At 52.0% G+C, this 19,870-nt stretch carries 10 protein-coding genes; 1 reads left to right on the top strand and 9 read right to left on the bottom strand.

The window, feature by feature from the left end:
• Positions 1–8 precede the first annotated feature (8 nt).
• From ACFPOF_RS23020 to ilvD, 4 genes are all read right to left on the bottom strand, one after another.
• Positions 9–5,327, bottom strand: a complete 5,319-nt coding sequence (locus tag ACFPOF_RS23020; RefSeq protein WP_378137016.1) for a DUF4838 domain-containing protein — start codon at positions 5,325–5,327, stop codon at positions 9–11.
• Between the two features lie 148 nt (positions 5,328–5,475).
• Complete coding sequence (locus tag ACFPOF_RS23025; RefSeq protein ID WP_378137018.1) at positions 5,476–6,237, bottom strand: SDR family NAD(P)-dependent oxidoreductase; 762 nt, start codon at positions 6,235–6,237, stop codon at positions 5,476–5,478.
• Between the two features lie 24 nt (positions 6,238–6,261).
• Positions 6,262–7,761: a M81 family metallopeptidase gene (locus ACFPOF_RS23030; RefSeq protein ID WP_378137020.1), complete on the bottom strand. Its 1,500-nt coding sequence runs from the start codon at positions 7,759–7,761 to the stop codon at positions 6,262–6,264.
• A complete protein-coding gene (gene ilvD, locus ACFPOF_RS23035; RefSeq protein WP_378137022.1) occupies positions 7,758–9,518 on the bottom strand; it encodes a dihydroxy-acid dehydratase in 1,761 nt (586 codons plus the stop codon). The genes ACFPOF_RS23030 and ilvD overlap by 4 nt, the downstream gene beginning before the upstream one ends.
• Positions 9,519–9,690: 172 nt before the next feature.
• On the opposite strand from ilvD, the gene ACFPOF_RS23040 reads away from it, so the two are divergent.
• A complete protein-coding gene (locus ACFPOF_RS23040) occupies positions 9,691–10,341 on the top strand; it encodes a GntR family transcriptional regulator (protein ID WP_378137024.1) in 651 nt (216 codons plus the stop codon).
• A 354-nt stretch (positions 10,342–10,695) separates the two neighbouring features.
• Here the strand turns inward: ACFPOF_RS23040 and ACFPOF_RS23045 are convergent, their stop codons facing one another.
• From ACFPOF_RS23045 to ACFPOF_RS23065, 5 genes are all read right to left on the bottom strand, one after another.
• Positions 10,696–11,604 carry a helix-turn-helix domain-containing protein gene (locus tag ACFPOF_RS23045; protein ID WP_378137026.1) on the bottom strand — a complete coding sequence of 303 codons (909 nt, stop codon included), beginning with the start codon at positions 11,602–11,604 and terminating at the stop codon, positions 10,696–10,698.
• A gap of 26 nt (positions 11,605–11,630) precedes the next feature.
• Positions 11,631–12,464 (bottom strand): Gfo/Idh/MocA family oxidoreductase, encoded by an 834-nt coding sequence (locus ACFPOF_RS23050; protein WP_378137028.1) that lies wholly within the window; start codon positions 12,462–12,464, stop codon positions 11,631–11,633.
• Positions 12,465–12,481: 17 nt separating this feature from the next.
• A complete protein-coding gene (locus ACFPOF_RS23055) occupies positions 12,482–13,543 on the bottom strand; it encodes a Gfo/Idh/MocA family protein (RefSeq protein ID WP_378137030.1) in 1,062 nt (353 codons plus the stop codon).
• 102 nt (positions 13,544–13,645) lie between these two features.
• The gene (locus ACFPOF_RS23060) at positions 13,646–13,792 is read right to left on the bottom strand and encodes a hypothetical protein (RefSeq protein ID WP_378137032.1); all 147 of its coding nucleotides are present in this window, start codon (positions 13,790–13,792) and stop codon (positions 13,646–13,648) included.
• Positions 13,793–13,852: 60 nt separating this feature from the next.
• A complete protein-coding gene (locus ACFPOF_RS23065; protein WP_378137034.1) occupies positions 13,853–19,825 on the bottom strand; it encodes a glycoside hydrolase domain-containing protein in 5,973 nt (1,990 codons plus the stop codon).
• Between the last annotated feature and the right edge of the window lie 45 nt (positions 19,826–19,870).

Genomic DNA, 19,870 nt, shown 5'->3' on the forward strand with positions numbered 1-19,870 from the left:
CTATCTAATCATTTTCTCGCTAATTCGGCATCATCCAAATAAATCGTCTCTCCGGCCGCGAAGTTTGATGCCTCGAATCCGACCATCGCTTTAACGACATGCACCCCGTTTACCTGTTCAGGGATATCCATCGTTAATTTCATCTGTTCCCAAGCACCATTGCTTATAGTCGCCAGCGTAAGCGTACCTAGATACTGCTTCAGTTGTGTGCCGTCCGCGGCCTGAAGATTGACGAACATTTGGACTGTACCGCTTGTCGTTGAGCCTTGAGGCTTATAAAGATAAGCGGTAAATTCATACTGCCCGTAATCCGTAAACGAGACGGTCTGGAGCGGCCATACTAAGCTCGTTCCGGATAGCTTCAAACTGTATTTTCCGGTCCTCGCTTGTTCATCGCTTCTCGCCACGAGGCAGGTTGCCGGATTGCCGCCGCACCCGTATTCCCAAGGCCGGGCAATGGCATACGGATATTCGATTTCGAAGGAAGCATTTCTTAATACGGAAGCTAGCGGAACAGCCGCAATTGCGATATCCGGGCTCACCAGCGCGTCCTCATCTTTATACGTTACGCGGTATTTCACCGATTGCGCGATATGGGCCGGCGTAACGCTCGGCACGGTTAACGTCGCCGTATGAGCAGCCGCATTCCAGCTCACAGCGACCGGCTGTTCCGCCACCGCCTCCTGCCCGTCAACGATCGCTTGTACGGTGAAGTCTGCCGCGACAGGCGTTGGTTCAGGGGATCTGTTGAAGACGGCTTGCACCGTTCCATTCGCTCCGGCAACTGATGTCAACGATAACTCCTCGGCCGTCCATTCCGTCAATGTAAAATCGTCCGCGTACACCCAGCCTGAGCCCGCCGCCTTGTAAATGACGATCGTGACGTGAGAAAACCCTTCCGGCGGCGTAAAGGTGATCGAATATGGTTTATACGTGTCAGAATCAACTGTCACGTGGGCTCCCGTCAGTCCGACACCTGGAACATCCCAGAAATTCATGCCGACCAGATTCAAGTCCCTCGCTCCTGATACTTTTGCGTTAAAAGTCAGCTTATACGTTTTGCCGCTTTCAACATACACATCTTGTTCAATACTGCTCGCATTCACTTTCACGGCCTGAGTGCCGGAGTGCGCCTCATTCGTCAGTTCGGCGACCGTGTCGGAGAAATTGAACCAATTTGTCAGTCCGTCTTCGAAGCCCGGATTTCTGACGGTTGTTCCTCCCACAGATAGCAAAATGAGCTTCATTGCATTCCGAACAGTTGCAGAGGCTGATTGCGTGGCTAGCTGATCAATGCGGCCTGCAATCGCGCTGTTCGGATGAGCCGCTATCCAAACCGATAACGCTTTGGTTTCTTTACCCGACACGACTCCCCAATTAAGCGCGCTTTTGTATTGGAAATACAGCTCATTCGTCGTGTAATTCGCAAATTCCCCAATAAGCGCTTTCCTTTGATCCGCCTTGGCAATCCTGTTTAATATCGTGTCCAGCAAATCCGCTGCTTCGCCTTCGCTTGCCGGGGCAGTAACCTCGGCGTTCATGTCCACGTAACTTTGCTTCGACAGCTCGTAATATTCAAACATGCGCAGCAGGTCTTGAGCCCGCTTCTTCTGTTGCTGCGTCTGCGCCTTGGCGACTACGGATTCAAGAAGCTGCCGGCTGGCGGCAATATCTCCCGGCGATACGTCTTTTAAGTAACCAGGGTCGTTCAACGGCATAAAATTGGTTCTGACAGGCGAGTTTTTCCACGACTCATACCATTGCGTATCGTAAATATCTTGCTCCCAGAATTGTTGCCATATTTGATAGTACGCCTTCAGATCCGCGGCTGCTTCAGGTCCGACTGCCCTCTCATACCAATCGTCAAGCAACGCGTCCGCATCTTGTTGCGGGTCCCATTGCAGCTTTGCGGACAAGTAGGGTTTCGGCCCTTCTCCGAAGTTGGCATATAGCTCGCTGTAGTATGCGCCTGTCCCGATGGAAGCCGCGTAACGGTATTCGTCCTCCATCAATTGAAATGCCGTTCTTGGCAGCACATAGGGCGAACCGAACAAGTAATCATAAAAAGCAACCGTTGCCCCTACTTGCTTCCACGCTTCCGACAGAGCGTGCGCCTGCGTCCGCATATCCGGGTCTCCCCACGACATCCGGTCGTCGGTAATGTAGACAACCACTCTCGGATCAAGCGTCACTTGTGTCGGCGGATCGTAAACATTGAAATAGGCATACACGCCGATATATTTGTCAGGATGCTCGGCGAAGACGCCTTGCGACACTTGATCGACCCAATCGAAATAAATGTCCGACATATCGATCATGCCGATCGAATTCCGTTTTCCAGCCGGATCCGCCCCGCAGAAATCGGTCGTATCGTTTATTCCAAGCGAGTAAGAAGTGGCCTCCGGATGCGCGTCGAAATAGGCATTAATAATATCGATCGAATCGGCAACGATCCCGTCCGCCTGAAAACAAGGCTGCGCAGTATCATATTGGCGATCCGGCGTCCCCGGCGGATAATATTGCGGGTATTGGGTCACCGGCAGCATTTTGTACAGGTTGTGCGTGAACTTGATTTTGTCGTGCATGCGCAGATTTTGCGCCCACTTGGCGCGAATAGGCAGTTCTCCAAGCTGCTCTTCGAACGCCCGCGAGAAAAATGCTGGCTCTTGCTTCACTTCATCGCCGATCGGAATGGCTAAATTGGCAGTCTGCGGGACGTCCTCCCAGTCTTCACCGGGCATTAGCCAACGCACGCCAACGTAACGCTCCAGAAATTCGTCGACGCCGAATTCCGTTCCCCATGCCGTCGGTCCGGCAATCGTTATCCGCTTGCCGTTCTGGTGGATGACAAATCCGTCTGCATCTGCTCCGCTCAACAAATCGACTTGCTCCTGCGCGGTCAATCCTTTCTTGCCGACATAAATCTGAGTGCCTGCGTACTGTTCCGGCAGCTCTTGCTCGGTCGTACTTTCGTTGCCTGTCACAGGAGCATCCGCATCGGTTGCATCCACATGAATTAAAGTAGCGTCGTCGATATAAACCGTTTCGCCCGCAGCAAAATTTGTACCCTCGAATCCGACCAATGCTGCAACGACTTGTTTTCCGCCTACTTGCTCCGGAATGTCAAAAACCATTTTCATCTGTTCCCAATTGCCGTTGCTCACAGATGTTGCCGTTACCGTTCCTAAGTACTGTTTCAGTTGCGCGCCGTTCCCGTCCTGAAGATTGACGAACATCTGAACCGTTCCGCTTGTCGACGAGTTTGGCTGCTTATAGAGGTACGCAGTGTATTCATACTGGCCGTAGCCTGTTATCGGCACTTTCTGGTTCGGCCATACCAAGCTCGTTCCGGACATTTTCAAGCTATATTTACCGGTTCTGGCTTGTTCGGCGCTTCTCGACACTATGCTGGTCGGGGCTTCCGAGCCACCATTCCAGTACTCCCACGGCTTGGCATTGTAATACACCGCATATCCCGCTTCGAAAGAAGAGTTTTTGAGCAATGAGCCGCGCGGATTGGCAGGGATGAAGATCGTCGGGCTGGAAAACGATTCGCCGTCTTTGTATCTGATCTGATATTTGACGGATTGCTGCACATTCGCCTTCTCGACGCGCGCAACGGTTAATGCGGCCGTCTTCGTTGCCCCGTTCCAGGTCACGTTAAACGGACTTTCATTTTCTGTCGCTGCGCCGTCCACAATCGCCTGCACTTTGAAATCCGCCGAAACAGGCGGAACGCTAGGCGAGTTCAGAAACTCGACATGAATGATCCCGTTCTCCGCCGTCACTTTGTCCAAACTCAGCTTGTCAACGAGCAGCGGCAATTCAACGCCCGTCGATTTCTTGACATACTTGATCAGCTTGCGGGCCGCATCTTGCGTCTGGCTATCAGCCGTTCCGCTAATGACAACCGCAGCCTCGGCGCTGCCCGCTTCGACAATTTTTAGTGCGGTGTCCGGTTCCGGACTCGGTTCCGGACTTGGGCTCGGCTCTGGACTTGGCGTCGTATTCGCCCCCGACCCGGAAGAACTGTCCGGCCGGTCCTTATCTACAAGCTTCGCTTCGATCGTAACCGAAATCTGAGTGCCGAGGTTCACTTTATCAGGCCATTTGCTCAGATTGGAGCCGCTGACTTGGATATTCGCAATGCGAATCGTTCCGTCGCCGGTAACGGTTGCGATCGCGTCGAAAATAAACGTCTCCACGACTGTGCCTGTTTTCAGCACCACCTGGATGCTGGCGCCTACCTGACGAACTTGCCCGAAGCGGCCCAGAAGAACGATCTCACGTGCTGGAGATGATCGACTTACATTGATCTCCACGTTGTTAAATCCGTTGCCGGATCCGGTCAGTTCCCCTTCTTCCAAAGTGCCCTTGGTTCGCATCAGTACATCCGCGATGTCGGTTGCACCGGAAGCGTAAATCCGCACCGGTCCGCCTTGCTTGTTCACGACAAGCGTTCCCAATAGCCGCGAATCCTTTACCTTCACGCTGTTGCTTCCGCCGCCTAGCACATACGTTTTCCCTTTGACCGTTACGCCGTTCAGCAGCACTTCTCCCTCGCCGACCCCTTGCGTAATATAGAGATCACCGGCAATAACGAGATTTCTCAACTCCACGCCGGCTGTGTTCACGACCGCGTTGCCTGCAATATCCTGTTCGTATGTCCCTTTGCTCCGGATGAGCGTACCCATGGCATTGTCGATCATACGTACGACTTCCGCTCTTGTGATACGTTCTTGCGGAGCGAAGCGATCACCGCTTCTTCCTCCAACGTATTGGCGGCTGAACAGTGAAGCGACAGCTGCGGATGCATAAGGAGAAATGTTCGCTGCATCGCTGAATGCGGCCCCCGCCGCTGCCGGCACTTCATCCTCCAATTGAAAAGCACGCGCCACAATGACCGCCGCATCTTGCCGTGTAATCGCAGCACCCGGATTAAATTTGCCGTTGTCCGCACCTTGGATCAAACCTGCGGCATATACGTCGGCAACGACGCCTGCGTACCATGCCCCCCGCTTCACATCCACGAACGGACTGTTGTCCGCCGCCTGCTGCGGCATATGGAAAATGCGCTGGATGAGCGCGGCGAACTCCGCTCGCGATATCGCCTCATTCGGGCGGTACTGCCCTTTGCCGTCTCCGGATAACAGCCCGCTATTCGCCCATTTTGTCATCGTATCCTCCGCCCAATGCCCGTTCAGCTCCGACTGAACGTTAGCCTCCTTGCTTGCTTCTGCACGAGCGGGATTCGGCCCCCACAATGATATCATGATGGCCATTACAATAACGATCGGCAGCAAACGTTGATTGATCGTTTTCTCCATTACTGTAGCCTCCCTTTAATTCATAGCTACAGCATATCGCCCGATATGAATGCGCTTCCACAGGCATATCTCTACTTTTACTTACTTTTGTATACGAAAAGCCCTCCGTCGACCACCGACGAAGGGCTTGAGATCATTTACAGAAACATTAGTGCATCACCCAACCGCCGTCGATATTCAGCAGTTGGCCGGTAATAAAATCGCTGTCGGGCGAAGCGAGGAAAACGAATCCTCCGACCATGTCGGATGGAAGCTGGCGCCGGTCAAAGCATTGCTCTTTCGCAAGATACGAAGCCGCTTCCTTCAGATGCTCCTCGCTATAGGTGAGCAGCTCCTGCTCCGTCATCACCGCTCCGGGCGATATGGCATTGACCGTAATGCCGTGTTCGCCGACCTCTCTGGCCATGGCGCGCGTAAACCCGACGATGCCGCCCTTGGAAGCGACATAGTGTACGAACCCCTTCTGTCCTTTCAGAAAAGTGACCGAGGAGACGTTAATGATTTTGCCGTAATTCCGCTCCTTCATATGAGGAAACACCGCTTTGGAAATGAGAAAACACGACTTCAGGTTGACGTTCATCACCCGGTCCCATTCTTCCTCAGTGATGTCGTACCAGGTTTTGTTCGGGTAAATGCCGGCGTTGTTGACGACAATATCAACGCCGCCCCATATTTCTCCTACAGCCTGGATCATCCGCTCGATATCAGCCGCATTGGATACGTCCGCCTGCTGGACAATCGCTTCTCCTCCGGACGCGACAATCTCTGCCCTGACCTGTTCGGCCTCCTCAGGCGTATTCCAATAATTGATGACAACTTTGGCGCCTTCCGCAGCGTACGCGAGACAAACCGCTTTGCCAATCCCCGTTGCCCCGCCCGTCACCAAAGCCACTTTGTTCCGTAATTTCATGCCACTTATCCTCCTGTCGCCTACTTACTTCATCCAAAAGTCATCTTCAAAAGGATATAACGGACGCGGCGCTCTTGCATATACCAGGCTTGCCAGATTAGCCGTACTCGCTCCCGGCGTATCCAAAATATAAATATCGCTATGATTGATCTGTTCGTATTCAGCGCGGAATTGCGCAGCCGATTTGACCAGCACCAAATCCGCATCCAGCGGTTCCAGCCCGACAGACCGATACATCGCAGGATCTCCGGTGAACGTCGGGTATTCCATTAATAGCACATGGATTCTTCCTATTCTGACCACTGCGCAGTGCCCCATGTTCGCGATCATATTGGCTACCGTTCCCCCGCCGAAAGCAAACGTTCCGCTCAATGACGTGTATGCGATGACGCCTTCGATCTCCAGCGGTTTGCCGAACTCAGCGCTCATGGAATGCCCCACAGTCAACTTCACGGTGCTTCCGACTTCACTAGTTGCCGCTTGTCGTGCCGCAGACACGTCGACCATCGACATCAGGCAAGTAAATCGCTCGCCGACGCCAAGCTCCAGCAGTTGACGCAGCACCGCATTGCTGTCTCCCGGGGAACCTGCCCCTGGGCTGTCCGCCGAATCCGATGCAATGATCGGTCCTTCCGACTTGCCCGCTTCAAGCAGCTTGGCGATGTCTTTGACGTTTTTCAAGCCGATGTCGAATTGCTTGCGTTTATCCCACAGCAGTTCGGACAAACGCTGTGCTTCCCGCTTCGTCCATTCGGCATCCCGACCAACGACAACGATGGAGCAGCCCAGTTCGGCTACGTCAAGCCACGGTTGCACAATGAATAAGGAAGTCGCTAACGAATCGCCGCTGCTTTCGCCTTTCATCGCCTCCTGCCACAGATCACGCATCGGATTCTCATACGTCACATGCGCCTCCGCAGGCACGATCATCGGCACTTTCACCACTCTCATATGCGGCTTCAGCTCATTGCGAACGATTGAGAAGAGCAATTTCGCCGCCCGATAACCCGTCTCGGCATAGTCAACGTGAGGGAATGTCCTGTAGCCGACGATCGCATCCGCCTGTTCGACGATCGTTTGGGTCACATTGGCATGCGAGTCGAGCGTCACGACGATCGGAACGTCTGGCCCAACCTTCTTCCGTACCGCCAACAAAATTTCTCCGTCCGCATCGTCGACATCTTCAGCCACCCAGGCGCCATGCATGGAAAGCAGTACGCCGTCGTATTCCGGGTACGCTTCGATCCGATCCAGCAAAGCTTGTTTTAACCGATCCAGCGCCTCTCGCTTAATCGGGCCGGCCGAGCAAGCTTGCGCAGCCACGGTCGGAAGCACGTTCACATCCGTCTCGTTTGCAGCGCGAACAACGCCGCTCAGTTCGTTGGCCGGATTGCCGTCTGCCAGCATGTCGTTTCCTTCGCGGTAGAAATAGTTATAAAACCCTTCTATATCGCTCAAAGAGGAACTAAACGTATTGCTTTCCTGGAGCAGCGCTCCGACGATGATGTTCATTTTTTTGCTCACGAGATCGTTGTCCCCCTGTCATCGACTTCATTGCGCGAGCACGAGCCGCCTTCCAGCGCAGGCCTTGCCGCACGGGCGTATTGTCCCAATACCCCTTTATGCTTAATAACAGGTACGGTCCAGCTTGCCATTCTCTGTTTGAGGATGGCCTCCACTTCTTCGGGAGAGCGCTCTACGCCCTCCGTCCCTACGATATTAATCGCGCGATTCGGGATATCTATCAACACAATATCATCATTTTGCGCCACGGCGATAGGCCCGCCGGAGATTGCTTCCGGACCCAAGTAACCTACGCACGGCCCGCGCGTAGCGCCCGAGAATCGACCGTCGGTGACGAGGGAAGTCGTATGCGATAACACAGGATCGGACGCAATCAGCTCCGACATGAAAAACATTTCCGGCATTCCCGTCGCCCGCGGCCCTTGATACCGAATAATGACGACATCGCCCGGCACGATTTGTTTGTTCACAAGCGCGTCCACGGCGGCACGTTCGGTATCGAACACTTTCGCCGGTCCCTGATGGACCTGCATGTCGGCTGAGACGGCTGAAATTTTGATCGTCGCCCCTTTCGGAGCCAGATTGCCGACCAGTACCGCAAGCGAGCCATGCGGCTTTAACGGCTTGGAGATCGGATAAATGACATTGCGACGGTTCAGCTTATAGTTAGCGAGGAACATCTCCGCGAAGCGCGGCATTTCATTCGTGCGATATTCCTGCAGATTTTCCCGCAATGTTTTGCCCGTTACAGTAAGTACGTCCAGGTGCAGCATATGTTCAAGCTCCAGCATCACCTGAGGCACGCCGCCGGCATACCAGAACAGCTCCGTCGGATAATGCCCCGCCGTCTTCGTATCGACCAGCACCGGAACGCCGCGATGAATCTCGTCGATTCGTTGCGCGCTCAGCTCGATGCCCGCTTCCCGCGCGATGGCGATCAGATGCATAACGGCATTCAGAGAGCCGCCGATGGCGGAGTGCACCATGATCGCATTCTCGAACGCTTCCATCGTCAGAATGTGCGATGGTCGAATATCTGCTTGAACGAGCCGCATAATTTGCTGGCCCGCCGCGCGCGCCGCGCGTCCAATCTCCGCATTGGTCGCCGGAATCAAGGCTGACCAGGGAAGTGCCAAGCCAAGCGCTTCCGCCATCACCTGCATCGTCGCCGCTGTGCCCATATACTGGCAGGCGCCGCAAGTCGGGCAGCATGCCCGCTGGAATGCAAGGAACTCCTCTTTCGACATTTTACCTTGATCCACTTCCACGCTCATATGCCATAACTCTTCATTCGATCTCATGCACGGTCCTGCGCCCATCGCCCCGCCCGGAACGTGAATGGCCGGAATGTCCAATCTGGCGATCGCCATGAGGTGGGCCGGTACCGCCTTGTCGCCTGCGGACGATAACACCATCGCGTCGAATGGCGTCGCCATCGCATGAATTTCTACCATAGAAGCGATCATGTCCCGGGACGGCAGCGAATAATTCATCCCTTTATGCGCTTGCGCCACACCGTCGCAAATATCCGTTGTCGTGTAGATCGCAGGTTTGCCGCCGGTTTGGAAAACCCCCTTCTCAATGTCGGATACCAATGCGTTCAAATGATAAGAGCTCGGGTGGCTTGCGCCGTGGGTACTCTCCACCAGCACCTGCACTTTATTCAAATCCTCGACTGTCCAATCCATCGACATCCGCAAGGCATCGCCTTCGAAGCTGATTTTGCGAACTTTCTGGCTTTCCAAATGCTCGTTCATTGTCTTATTGCTCCTTTGCTGTGTCGGTTGTACCGTCAATACGAATACGAGAGCAAATTCAGTATAAATCTTCATTGTAAGATTGTCTACAATCTTACTGAATTACATTTTACAAAGTTTACTCAATACGCTATAGTTCGAAGTAACGATGTGGAAGGGGTTAGCGGCTGTAATGGAAAATTTTCGTTTCGAGGAGCAGAAGGTCACTTCGCTCCGTCATAAAATAACCGACGATATTCGCAAAGCGATTTTTAACGGCCAATTGAAACCGGGAATTCGCCTTCGCGAGATTGAGATGTCCAAGCAAATGGGGGTCAGCAGAGGCCCCATTCGTGAGGCGCTGCGTATGCTGGAACAGGAAGGACTGCTCGTTTCCCAACCCTATAAGGAAACGACTGTTGCGGAAATTACGCAGGAGGAAGTTACGGAAGTGTTGATTCCGATTCGGTTTACGTTGGAGCAATTTGCGATTCGCAAAGCTTTGCCGAACATGACGGACGCACACTACGCTAAACTGAAAGAGATTTTGGCCGAGATGAGCGACGCCGCCCGGAAACGCGACATTTACAAGCTAGCGGATTGCGACCTGGCTTTCCATGAGTATCTCGTCAGTTTGTCCGATATGTTAAACATCATCAGCACATGGAAATCCATCTACAACCGCATCCGCCTACATTTTCTCACGCAAGCTCTTGCTTACGAGAATCTAAACGATGTGTATGTGGAGCATGAGGATTTGCTTAAAGTTCTGATGGAAGGCGATATCGATAAAATTTCGGAAGCATTGGATGTACACATTCATAATGTGAGATGGGACGACTGAACAAAGGCGTTGTTATTAATAAGGGGATGCCCTTAGTCATGAATGACTGAGAGCATCCCCTGTATTGTGCGAACAATATAAATTTTGCGGAGATGCGTCTCTTCCCGGTTGCTGCTCCATCCCGGGTAGCCAGGTGCCGTCCAGAAATACTGCGCCAAACGCATTAAATCGAGCGCGCGAGGTACCTCTAGCCAGGAGATACTGCATAATACGCACATTTACAGTGTCAATTGGGAGGCTTAACACCAGAAATAGCTGAAATCGCGGAACTACGATCGAACCCATCCTCCGCAAAAAAACAACCGGCTTTGCAGGCCAAATCGCTAGCCCGCAAAGCCGGTTATTTACGCTACTCTATTCCTCAGTATCGCTCTCGTTCCGGTATAACGCCGCGTAGTAGGACGGCGGTTTGCCCATCATTCGCGAGAACGCTTTGCTGAACGATTGGATCGTCTCGTACTGCAGATTTGCCGCAATCTCCTTGATCGGCAAGGCGCTGAATCGGATCATTTCCAGCGCCTTCTCCGCCTTTTTCAAATTGATATATCGCTGCAGCGTCATGCCCGTTTTATCTTTGAACAGATGCGATAAATACGTGTAGCTATAGCCCAGATCGTCAGCGATCCCTCTGATGCTTTTTAATTCCAGCAAGTTGTTCTCGATATAGCGGATGACCGAGTATACGGTATAACCGACCGAATGCGACGATTTCCGCGGGGAATACCGTTCGGATTTGCCGGCATATTCCGAGAAAGCGCGGTAAGACAGCACGATGATTTCTTCCAAGTAGTTGCGGATCATCGTACCCGACAATGGCTTCTGCGAATAGAACTCGTCGATGTTGCGGTTAAACGGCAGCATAATGTGATGCGCGTCTTTTGCATGGAAATACGAAGCCGAACGTAAAAAGGCCTCGATCTCCGCGAAATCCTCAGCAGCCTTCTCATTAAACATAAAACCTAAATACATGTACCGCAGCGTGCCGGCAGAGTCCGATTTTATCGCATGAGTCGATCCGACGGCATTAAAGAACAGGTCTCCGGCACTTACCGGAATGCATTCGTCGTCTACATAGAAATAACCGCTGCCCGATACGATGTAGCTGATTTCCATGCAAAATTGCTCATGCGACGGCACTTCGTAACCGCTCTCGCACCACAGTTCACCGATCTGATACAAGTCGATCGCGCCGAACGCGCACTCGCCTTTGAGAAACACGTTATCAAAATGAAATCTGCGGCCCGCCGCTTCTTTCCGGATCATCTTCTCACGCTTCTGTCGCCTTATCGTTACGGCAATTCAACCCACCGGAATGGCGTTAACGCAGCTTTGGCCCCGTATTCGATCAACGTAATGATCGCGATCGTTTCCTTCGGGTCAACCGTGGGCTTGGCCGTACGAAAAAAGTGTACCATGTTTTGAATAAATGCGGAGAAGAAATCGGATTCCGCCTTCAGCGCCACGAATGCATCCGATTCGTAACCGATGGACAAGCTGAACGGGCTGTTGGCCATATGGCGAACTTCGGCTTGCCGGCCTCCCGAGAACTCGATCAGCAGAGCCGGCGAGTTTTCCGTACCGATGTACATTACTTTCTGCGCCTCGCTCCCCATCAAGGAGACGATCGGTTCGATCTGATGGATCGAGTAATTTTCGTATTTTCCCGGCCCGATGCTGCTGATCCGTTCGATTCCCTGACGGTCCGCCCCAACGTATTCAGCGGCAAAACGGAGCGCCGAAGACGAATAGAGCGGCGTTCCATGCTGCTCCGCCGAGGCGAACATGCGCCTTGCGGCCGCGCGATCGGGAGCGAACGTTTTATCGACGTATGTCGGCTTGCCGGACTGCAGCGGCAGCGCTGCCAATTCCTCATGCTGCTCGGGGTTATCCGGAGACAGGACAACGAGATAATCGCTCTTCGCTACGACCTCTTCAATCGAATCCAGCAGATGAATGCCTTTTTCTCGGCACCAATCGGCGTTCCGCTTGCCGTTCGCTGCGTCGATTTTGCCGTAGGCGTATGCGACTTCCATTTCACCGCCGCTCGCTTGTCGAATCCAATCCGGATATTGCTGTGCGTGCCACTCGTCCAAATAGTAATCAATAAACCCGATTTTTTTCATACAGCCGCCCCCTGCGCTTACGGGAATACGATTTCCGAGCGGGACTCGGACGAATCGTAAATCGCCTGAATGATTTGGGAGGACAAAATGACGGTATCGATGTGAGACGCCAATTTCTCCCCCGTGCGGATGCAAGTCAAGAAGCTGTCAATTTCGTTCTGAAACATATCCACCGCTTTGTAGCGGGCTGCCGTTTCCAGCAACGTGCCGTTCTGGGCGCTGAATATTTTGAAATCGGCGCCATACTGCAAGCGAATGCCCGCCTTATCGCCCAGAAAATCGATATACCCTTCCTCAATGCCGATATTTTGCGCCCATGCGCCGTTAAGCGTAATCGTCGGACCGTCGGTGCGGATCATTCCCGTTACGAAATCGTCTACGTCATAAGTGCCGTCGTACTTCGGCGGTCCCGCCCACATACTCGTATACGTGTAGTTTTTCATATCTGTCCCCAGCTTGGAGTATGCTTGTCCGGATACCGTTTTCGGTTGCGGATCACCCGTGCAATACATGACGATATCGAGATAATGAACGCCCCAATCGATGAGCACGCCGCCGCCTGCGATCGATTTCGTCGTAAATGCGCCGCCGAGCCCCGGAATCGAACGCTGGGAGCGGAAGCTGGCGTATACGTGATAAATTTCGCCCAACTCGCCGTTTTCGATCATTTGCTTGATGATGTTGACGCCTGTGTTGAACCGGTTGACAACGCCGATGTTGAGCACCTTGCCTGTCTCATGCTGCACCTTCTGCATTTCGAGCGCTTCGGCGTACGTTCTGGCTGCCGGTTTCTCGCAAAGCACGTTTTTGCCGGCGCGCAGGCAATCGATTGAAATCGACGCATGCACATGGTTCGGCGTACAAATCGATACCGCTTCCACTTCCGGATCTTCCAAAATAACGCGATAGTCCGCAACGGCCGTGCCGCAGCCGAATTCTTCTACCGCTTTCTCCGCTTTGTCCAGAAGGATATCGCAGAAATACTTGATTTCTGCTTGTTTATTGGCCATATAAGCTTTGATATGCGCGTTGCTCGCGATCGTGCCGCAACCGATAATTGCAACCTTGATTTTCTCCATGATCCGAACCCTCCAAATGATCGTCGTTTCAGCTTTATTGTAGACTTTGCAGCCGAAATCTCAATAGTCAGGTTCGTCTATCCAGTTATCCGAATTTGTGTTTTATCTCCCGACGACCTTCACCTGTTTGCCCGCAAAGGCGATAGCGAGCTTTACAATATCGCGAACGCCGCGGTCGCGCAGTTCCGCCTCGTATCGCTTCTCTTCGAATTGCCTCATTGCGGCGGCAAGCGCTTTCGAAAAAAACATCCCGGCACGTTTAAAACCGCCGTGCTGGCACACTAGCCCTAGCACGGCGGTTCATAGCGATTATTGCTTATTCAAGTAATTATACATAGCCTGCGCTGCTTCGGCGCGAGTAACAGACACTTTCGGCGCAAACTGGTTATTGCTTCTTCCAACCATAATGCCCAGCTCCGCCAAAACTTGAGTGGCCCCTCTTGCCCACGAAGAAATTTGCGCGTCATCTCCATAGCTGTGCGGTAAAGCGGGTTCAAGCGCTTGCTTGGTCTGCCATTCTACAGCTCGCTGCAGCATCACAGCCATTTCCTCGCGCGTAATTGCCGCATTCGGAGCAAAGCGATCTTTGCTTTGCCCATTGATCAATCCCGCTTGTGCAGCAGCATTGACTGCACCTGCGAACCAAGCATCAGCGCTTACGTCCGCAAATGTGCCGCTTCCGTGATCGGCAAGCCCCAGCGTTCTTGCCAATATTACCGCGAACTCAGCGCGCGTGATCTGGCGATCAGGAGCAAAAGTTGTCGTTGTAGCGCCTTTCAGGATCTGTCTGGCAGCAAGTTCGCGGATGGCATCCTGCGCCCATTGAACCTTGGATAGGTCATCGAACTTCTTCACAAATACCAAGCCTGCTACCCGACCTTCCTCCAGCAATTGGACGGTGATCCGCCCGTCGGATACTGCTTCCTTTAAGTAGACAAGCTCTCCGTTCTCTCCAATACGATAAAGATGGTAGCTTGCCGGCTTCTCCGAGACCGGCCAGGAAAGCGTCAACGGCTTGTTGAACGGCTTCGCCACCAGTTCGTTCGCGCCTTGCTTCCATTTTACCGATACTTCCCACACCTGATCCGGCAATGTAATATCGGCGTATTGCTTGCCGGCGACAAGCGAAACAAGACTTTGACCTTCCTGCTTCGTCACGGCTTTCAGTTTAAGCGACAGATTGTCGGAGCCGGCTACCGCGCCAGACTTCAGCAGTTCCTCTATCGATTCCGGGCTCAGCGACAATTGCACTCCGCCCTGCTCAATCGTCAGTGGCTTATGTTGCTGTTGAAGCTGCTTAAGCAGTTCAAGCGAGATCGTTGCTGTCTCTTGTCCCGATGCAAGCGTAATTTGCGGCTTCTTCGATGCAATATCCTGTGCCTTAACCACATACTCGCTAGCCGACGAGCCCGTTTCTTGGCCGCCCCCCGAATTTCCTCCGCCAGGCGAGGAGGTTGGCGGAACTTCCGGATCTACCGGAATCGCCGTCCACTTCGCATGCACCGTCGTATTGCCTGTGATTAAGGTATCGAAGTCGAATGCGGTTGCGTACGTGTTGCTTGTGTACCAGCCACCGAACGTATAGCCCGCTTTTGACGGAGCGGTCGGCTGCGTCGCCTTGCTTCCTTCAACGACAGTTTGATTCGCTATCGCTGTGCCGCCGTAGGTTTGGAAGCTTACCGTGTAGCTGACCGGTTCCGGATCTACCGGAATCGCCGTCCACTTCGCATGCGCCGTCACATTGCCCGTGATCGCTGCATCGAAGTCAAATGCCGTTGCGTACGTGTTGCTTGTGTACCAGCCACCGAACGTATAGCCCGTTTTCGTCGGAGCGGTCGGCTGCGTCGCCTTGCTTCCTTCAACGACAGTTTGATTCGCTATCGCTGTGCCGCCGTAGGTTTGGAAGCTTACCGTGTAGCTGACCGGTTCCGGATCTACCGGCATCGCCGTCCACTTCGCATGCGCCGTCACATTGCCAGTGATCGCGGCATCGAAGTTAAATGCGGTTGTGTACGTATCGTCCGTGTACCAGCCTTGGAACGTATAGCCCGCTTTCGTTGGAATGGCCGGCTGCGTCGCCTTGCTTCCGCCAACGACAGTTTGATTCGCTATCGCCGTGCCGCCGTAGGTTTGGAAGCTTACCGTGTAGCTGTTCACTACCGGCAGCGTACCCAACTCAAAGGCAACATAGTTAGCCGTATTCGCTCCATCGGCAAGGCCATTGTCCGACAAGCTGAGAGCTACTCCGTTCGGATTGTTTGGTTCCACCAAATTAAGGTGCGCCGTAACGCCGATTTTTTTGCCCGCTTCGGCGGTAATACCAATCGTGGTCCACGGAATCGCCATCTCTACCTGATAGCCATCCGCCGTCCGCTTGCTTTTTTGGATGATTCCTTGCGTCTTGCCAGCATTCACAGCACCATCGTAATAGGTTACGGGATCATCGACCCTGATCGTATATTGGTGGGTGCCGGTATCGCGCGTTCCTTGCACAAAGTTGCTGTCCACGAACAACTCGACACTTGTGTCTTCCCATACCGAATTCGTAGTTGTCGTTCTGATGTGCCCATCCTTTACGTCAAAGGCTGCATACAAATAGTCAGGGCTCCACAGCAAGCCCAGTCTGCCGCCGCTGCTTGCATCAAGCAAATTGCCAAAGGCCTTAAAGCCGATATTCCAATTGGTATTCCAGGCTGCTTCATTAACAACGCCATCGATATTCATCGCGTTACTGACAACCTTATCAAGTCTATAGATCGCTTTGGCTTTCGCAAATTTTCTCGGCAGCCAAGCTATCGAGGACTGGGCATCCTGCGAGCTGTTCGCCGTCAGGGCCAGCTTTCCCGCTGCCGCCAAGCCTGCATCGTTGACATCCTTATCGTTCACATGGGCTGTGATACCGATAATGTTGCCTTCTACCGGAGTAATACCTAGCGAACGCCACGGAATAGCGATTTCCATGTTATAGCCTTCTGCTGTAGCAGCGTAGCTATAATTAATCTTTTCATTCACCTTCGGTGTCTCTCGATAAATGTGCACTTGAGGATCATTCACTCTAAATACATACCTGACTGTATGATCATCATATGCGCCCTGCTTGCCCGTTCCATCCACATAGATTTCCAATGAATCGTCATCCCACGGATTGGCCGCGCCGGAGTTCATAACATGATTGTCTTTAACTGTTGCTCCAACAAATAAATACTCATCATTGTAGTTAAATGAGATTGCAGCATCATTATCCGTAACGCCCGTTTGATAGGTTAGCGGCGTACGCGCATTCCACATCGCCTCGTTCAGCTTTCCATCTAAATAAGGAAAAACCTGAGTAAACGAAAGATCATACTGTTTCATTGCCTCCGTATCAATTCCCAATAGATAAAGATCGCTGAAATATAAATCAGCTTCTTCTATGCCTGTGTCTGTTATTGTATAGAGGGTAACTGAAGCTATGTCAGACACATCGTTCTTTAATTCCGAGAGTTCAAACGATACATGATTGTCCCCTGGTACGATAATGCCTATACGATGATCGGAAACACCGCCGTTCTTATCAATAAGCTTAATAAAAATAAATTTTTGCTGATCGGTTGGATTAAAAGTGTCAAATTCAATCGTTTGGGCCCATGTGAAATCTTTCAGTGCTGCGTCTACAGGAATGCGTATACCTGGATAGTTTTCCTGATCGCTTGCAGGCACCTTTACTTTTAGCGCTTTGCCATCCCCTGTCGCATGATCCTCTGTAATGCCTACAATAGTGGATCCATACACAGGGGTGATTCCACTTATCGCCTGTTGGTCTGCGAAGTTGTTAATGACCTTTTTCAGCATAATCGGCTCAAGTCCGCGGGATTTGATCCATACCCGTTTCGTCAGCGTACGCTCGGTGCCGCCTTTCGTCAGCTTTACGGTGACGTCGTTCATGCCCAAATTGAAATCCATGACATAGCGGTACTGATCGCTTACGTTATTGCCGGGAATCGGTTCAGCGTTAACGGTTACGTCATTAATCGAAACTGTCGACCCCTTCTGCGCGTATACGACTACTTCTTTTTTAGTCAACTCATGAGGCTGATCTTTAAATAGAATAAGCGCTTTCGGATCAATTGCCAGCTCTTCGATAAAATCTGCGATTTCGCTTCTTACCTGCTGCAATTCCTGTGGATCTTTGGTAAACGATTTCACGTTTGTAAACAAGCGGTCATAGTAGGGCTGGGTGAGTTCCTTGGCGGATATTTGTACCCCAAGCTGCTGCGCCGCTTGCTTGATCCGATCCTCCAACAGCCACAAATATTCATAGTCTTGGTTGCCGTCGCGAATCGCTTGCAGTCTCAATGTAGCAATCGGGCTGTTCATGCCGTATTTGGCGCCAGGGTACAATAAGAAGCCGTCCCCGTTAGCTCCCGGGAATGCCATCGGATCGTTCCAGATATCGCGTGCGACATACTGACTGCCGGTCCATTTCAGATAAACGTTTACTGACCAATACAAATTCCCTTCTATACCGTAAGATCGCTGCATCCAAGGAACGAGCCTCGCACTGATCAGGTCGTCGTCAATATGGTATGTCGGGTATGGATTCGTAGGTACGACGCAGCCATACCACCACATATTGCCGCCGTTCGCTTGAAAGTTCTTGACCTGCTGCAAGTACTCCTCGCTTTCAAAATCACGGAATAATGGCGCAAACGTATTGACATCCTGGATGAGATCCGGGTGAAGACTGGTCGTTACAATATGTCTTAAATCAGGATCAATAGCTGCGATTTGCTGACTTCGCTGTTTGACCAAATCGAACTTGGCCGGCGTCGGCTCGTCAATTTCTCCGCCCAAATAGTAATAGGCTTTATCTAGCAGGCCTTCATCCTTTAAACTTTGTACGAGCTGTGCAGCTTTGCCGTTTTCCATATCGCCTACCGAGTAAGGAATATTGTAAGCGGATACACGCGGATCTTCGACATAAGGCTTCGCGTTCGCTGCATAAGTCTCGTAATCCCATGGGATAGGCAAGTAGGTTGGCGTCACGTGATAGTTTAATAGAAACTCATAATAATTCCGATAAATCGCCCAATATTCGGGAGAGTCCTCCACCACGCCCGGATAGCCCGCAGGCAGCATCGAGCCCCATATCGCAAAAGCGGTTTGCGCATGATTTTGCACAGGCAGCGCAAAATTTCTTACTTTCACCGTAATCGGCACCTGTGCCACACTGCCGTTTGCCGTGATCGAAATAGTGCCTGTATACACTCCGGCTGGCGTGTCCTCTTCTGTTTTTACCGTAAACCAGATCGCCTGATTATTTCCGCTTTGCACCTGAATCGATCCATGCAAATTCATATAAGGCGTATAAGGAATTAATGCATCCGGATACCAGCCCGGCTCGTATGCGCTATTGGACTTGTTGGTCGTTTTCACATAATGCTGCACAAGAACCTCTACCTGGCTTGCAGGTATTGTTGCACTGCCTGAGGATAAATCCGATATTTCGGCATTCGTTATATTTACATATCCGTCTTTAGCCGTGAGTAGCACCTGTCCGCTTTGATATTCACGTTTGGCCATCTCCAGGTTAACTGCGGTTGAAGCAAGCGGAGCGGCATCCCGTTTCAGGTTCATGATGCTTGGAGCCGTCCACACGCTGTATGTACCTTCTGTTGGCTCGGGCTCTGTGTCTGCGTTTAATTGAACAAAAGATACATCGTCAAAATAGACCCTGCCTGTGCCGCCCTTAATTAACAAGTACGGCATTACTCGTTTTACACCTGTTGTAATACCGGGAAGACGAAGCGGCAACTTGAATACAAGGTGCTGCCATTCCCCCGTAAGCGGCTCGTTCAAGGTCAAGTCAGCATTAACGATCCAGCCGTTGTCGCCATAATAATCCAGGTTCAGCGACGGGAGGCCTGCCTGACCTGCATTTTCCGCCTTGACCCAAACGGAGTACTCATAATCTTTCGACTCGTCAATGGATATATCCGACGCATAGCGCCAGTAATAGAGCCAGTGCTGCGTGTCACCGTTGTTAGGATAATCAAAGTAAACGCTAGAATTGCCGGAATGCTTTTCTACATCGCTAATGCCGAAATTCGCATTTCCTGAATTTATCCAACCAACCGGCTTGCCGCCCGACTGCAGCTCGAAGCCTGCGTTGTCAATCTTATTGCCGGATGTCGCCGCCGCTGCCTTGGGCGCATGTCCTGCACCGGCAAATGCAGGAATAACTAGACATAAGATGATCAAATGCAAAGCCAATCGTTTGCTTATGTTTTTCCATTTTTTCATCAAGATCCACTGCTCCTTTTCTCATAATCACAAGCGATTTTGTAC

The sequence above is a fragment of the Cohnella soli genome, from assembly GCF_042655525.1.
Taxonomy (GTDB): Bacteria; Bacillota; Bacilli; order Paenibacillales; family Paenibacillaceae; genus Cohnella; species Cohnella soli.

Excerpts from the sequence above, each read along its gene's own strand:
- ACFPOF_RS23055 (WP_378137030.1), bottom strand. The coding sequence starts at position 13,543 with ATGGAGAAAATCAAGGTTGCAATTATCGGTTGCGGCACGATCGCGAGC.
- ACFPOF_RS23045 (WP_378137026.1), bottom strand. The coding sequence starts at position 11,604 with ATGATCCGGAAAGAAGCGGCGGGCCGCAGATTTCATTTTGATAACGTG.
- ACFPOF_RS23025 (WP_378137018.1), bottom strand. The coding sequence starts at position 6,237 with ATGAAATTACGGAACAAAGTGGCTTTGGTGACGGGCGGGGCAACGGGG.
- ilvD (WP_378137022.1), bottom strand. The coding sequence starts at position 9,518 with ATGAACGAGCATTTGGAAAGCCAGAAAGTTCGCAAAATCAGCTTCGAA.
- ACFPOF_RS23040 (WP_378137024.1), top strand. The coding sequence starts at position 9,691 with ATGGAAAATTTTCGTTTCGAGGAGCAGAAGGTCACTTCGCTCCGTCAT.
- ACFPOF_RS23060 (WP_378137032.1), bottom strand. The coding sequence starts at position 13,792 with ATGTTTTTTTCGAAAGCGCTTGCCGCCGCAATGAGGCAATTCGAAGAG.
- ACFPOF_RS23020 (WP_378137016.1), bottom strand. The coding sequence starts at position 5,327 with ATGGAGAAAACGATCAATCAACGTTTGCTGCCGATCGTTATTGTAATG.
- ACFPOF_RS23050 (WP_378137028.1), bottom strand. The coding sequence starts at position 12,464 with ATGAAAAAAATCGGGTTTATTGATTACTATTTGGACGAGTGGCACGCA.
- ACFPOF_RS23065 (WP_378137034.1), bottom strand. The coding sequence starts at position 19,825 with ATGAAAAAATGGAAAAACATAAGCAAACGATTGGCTTTGCATTTGATC.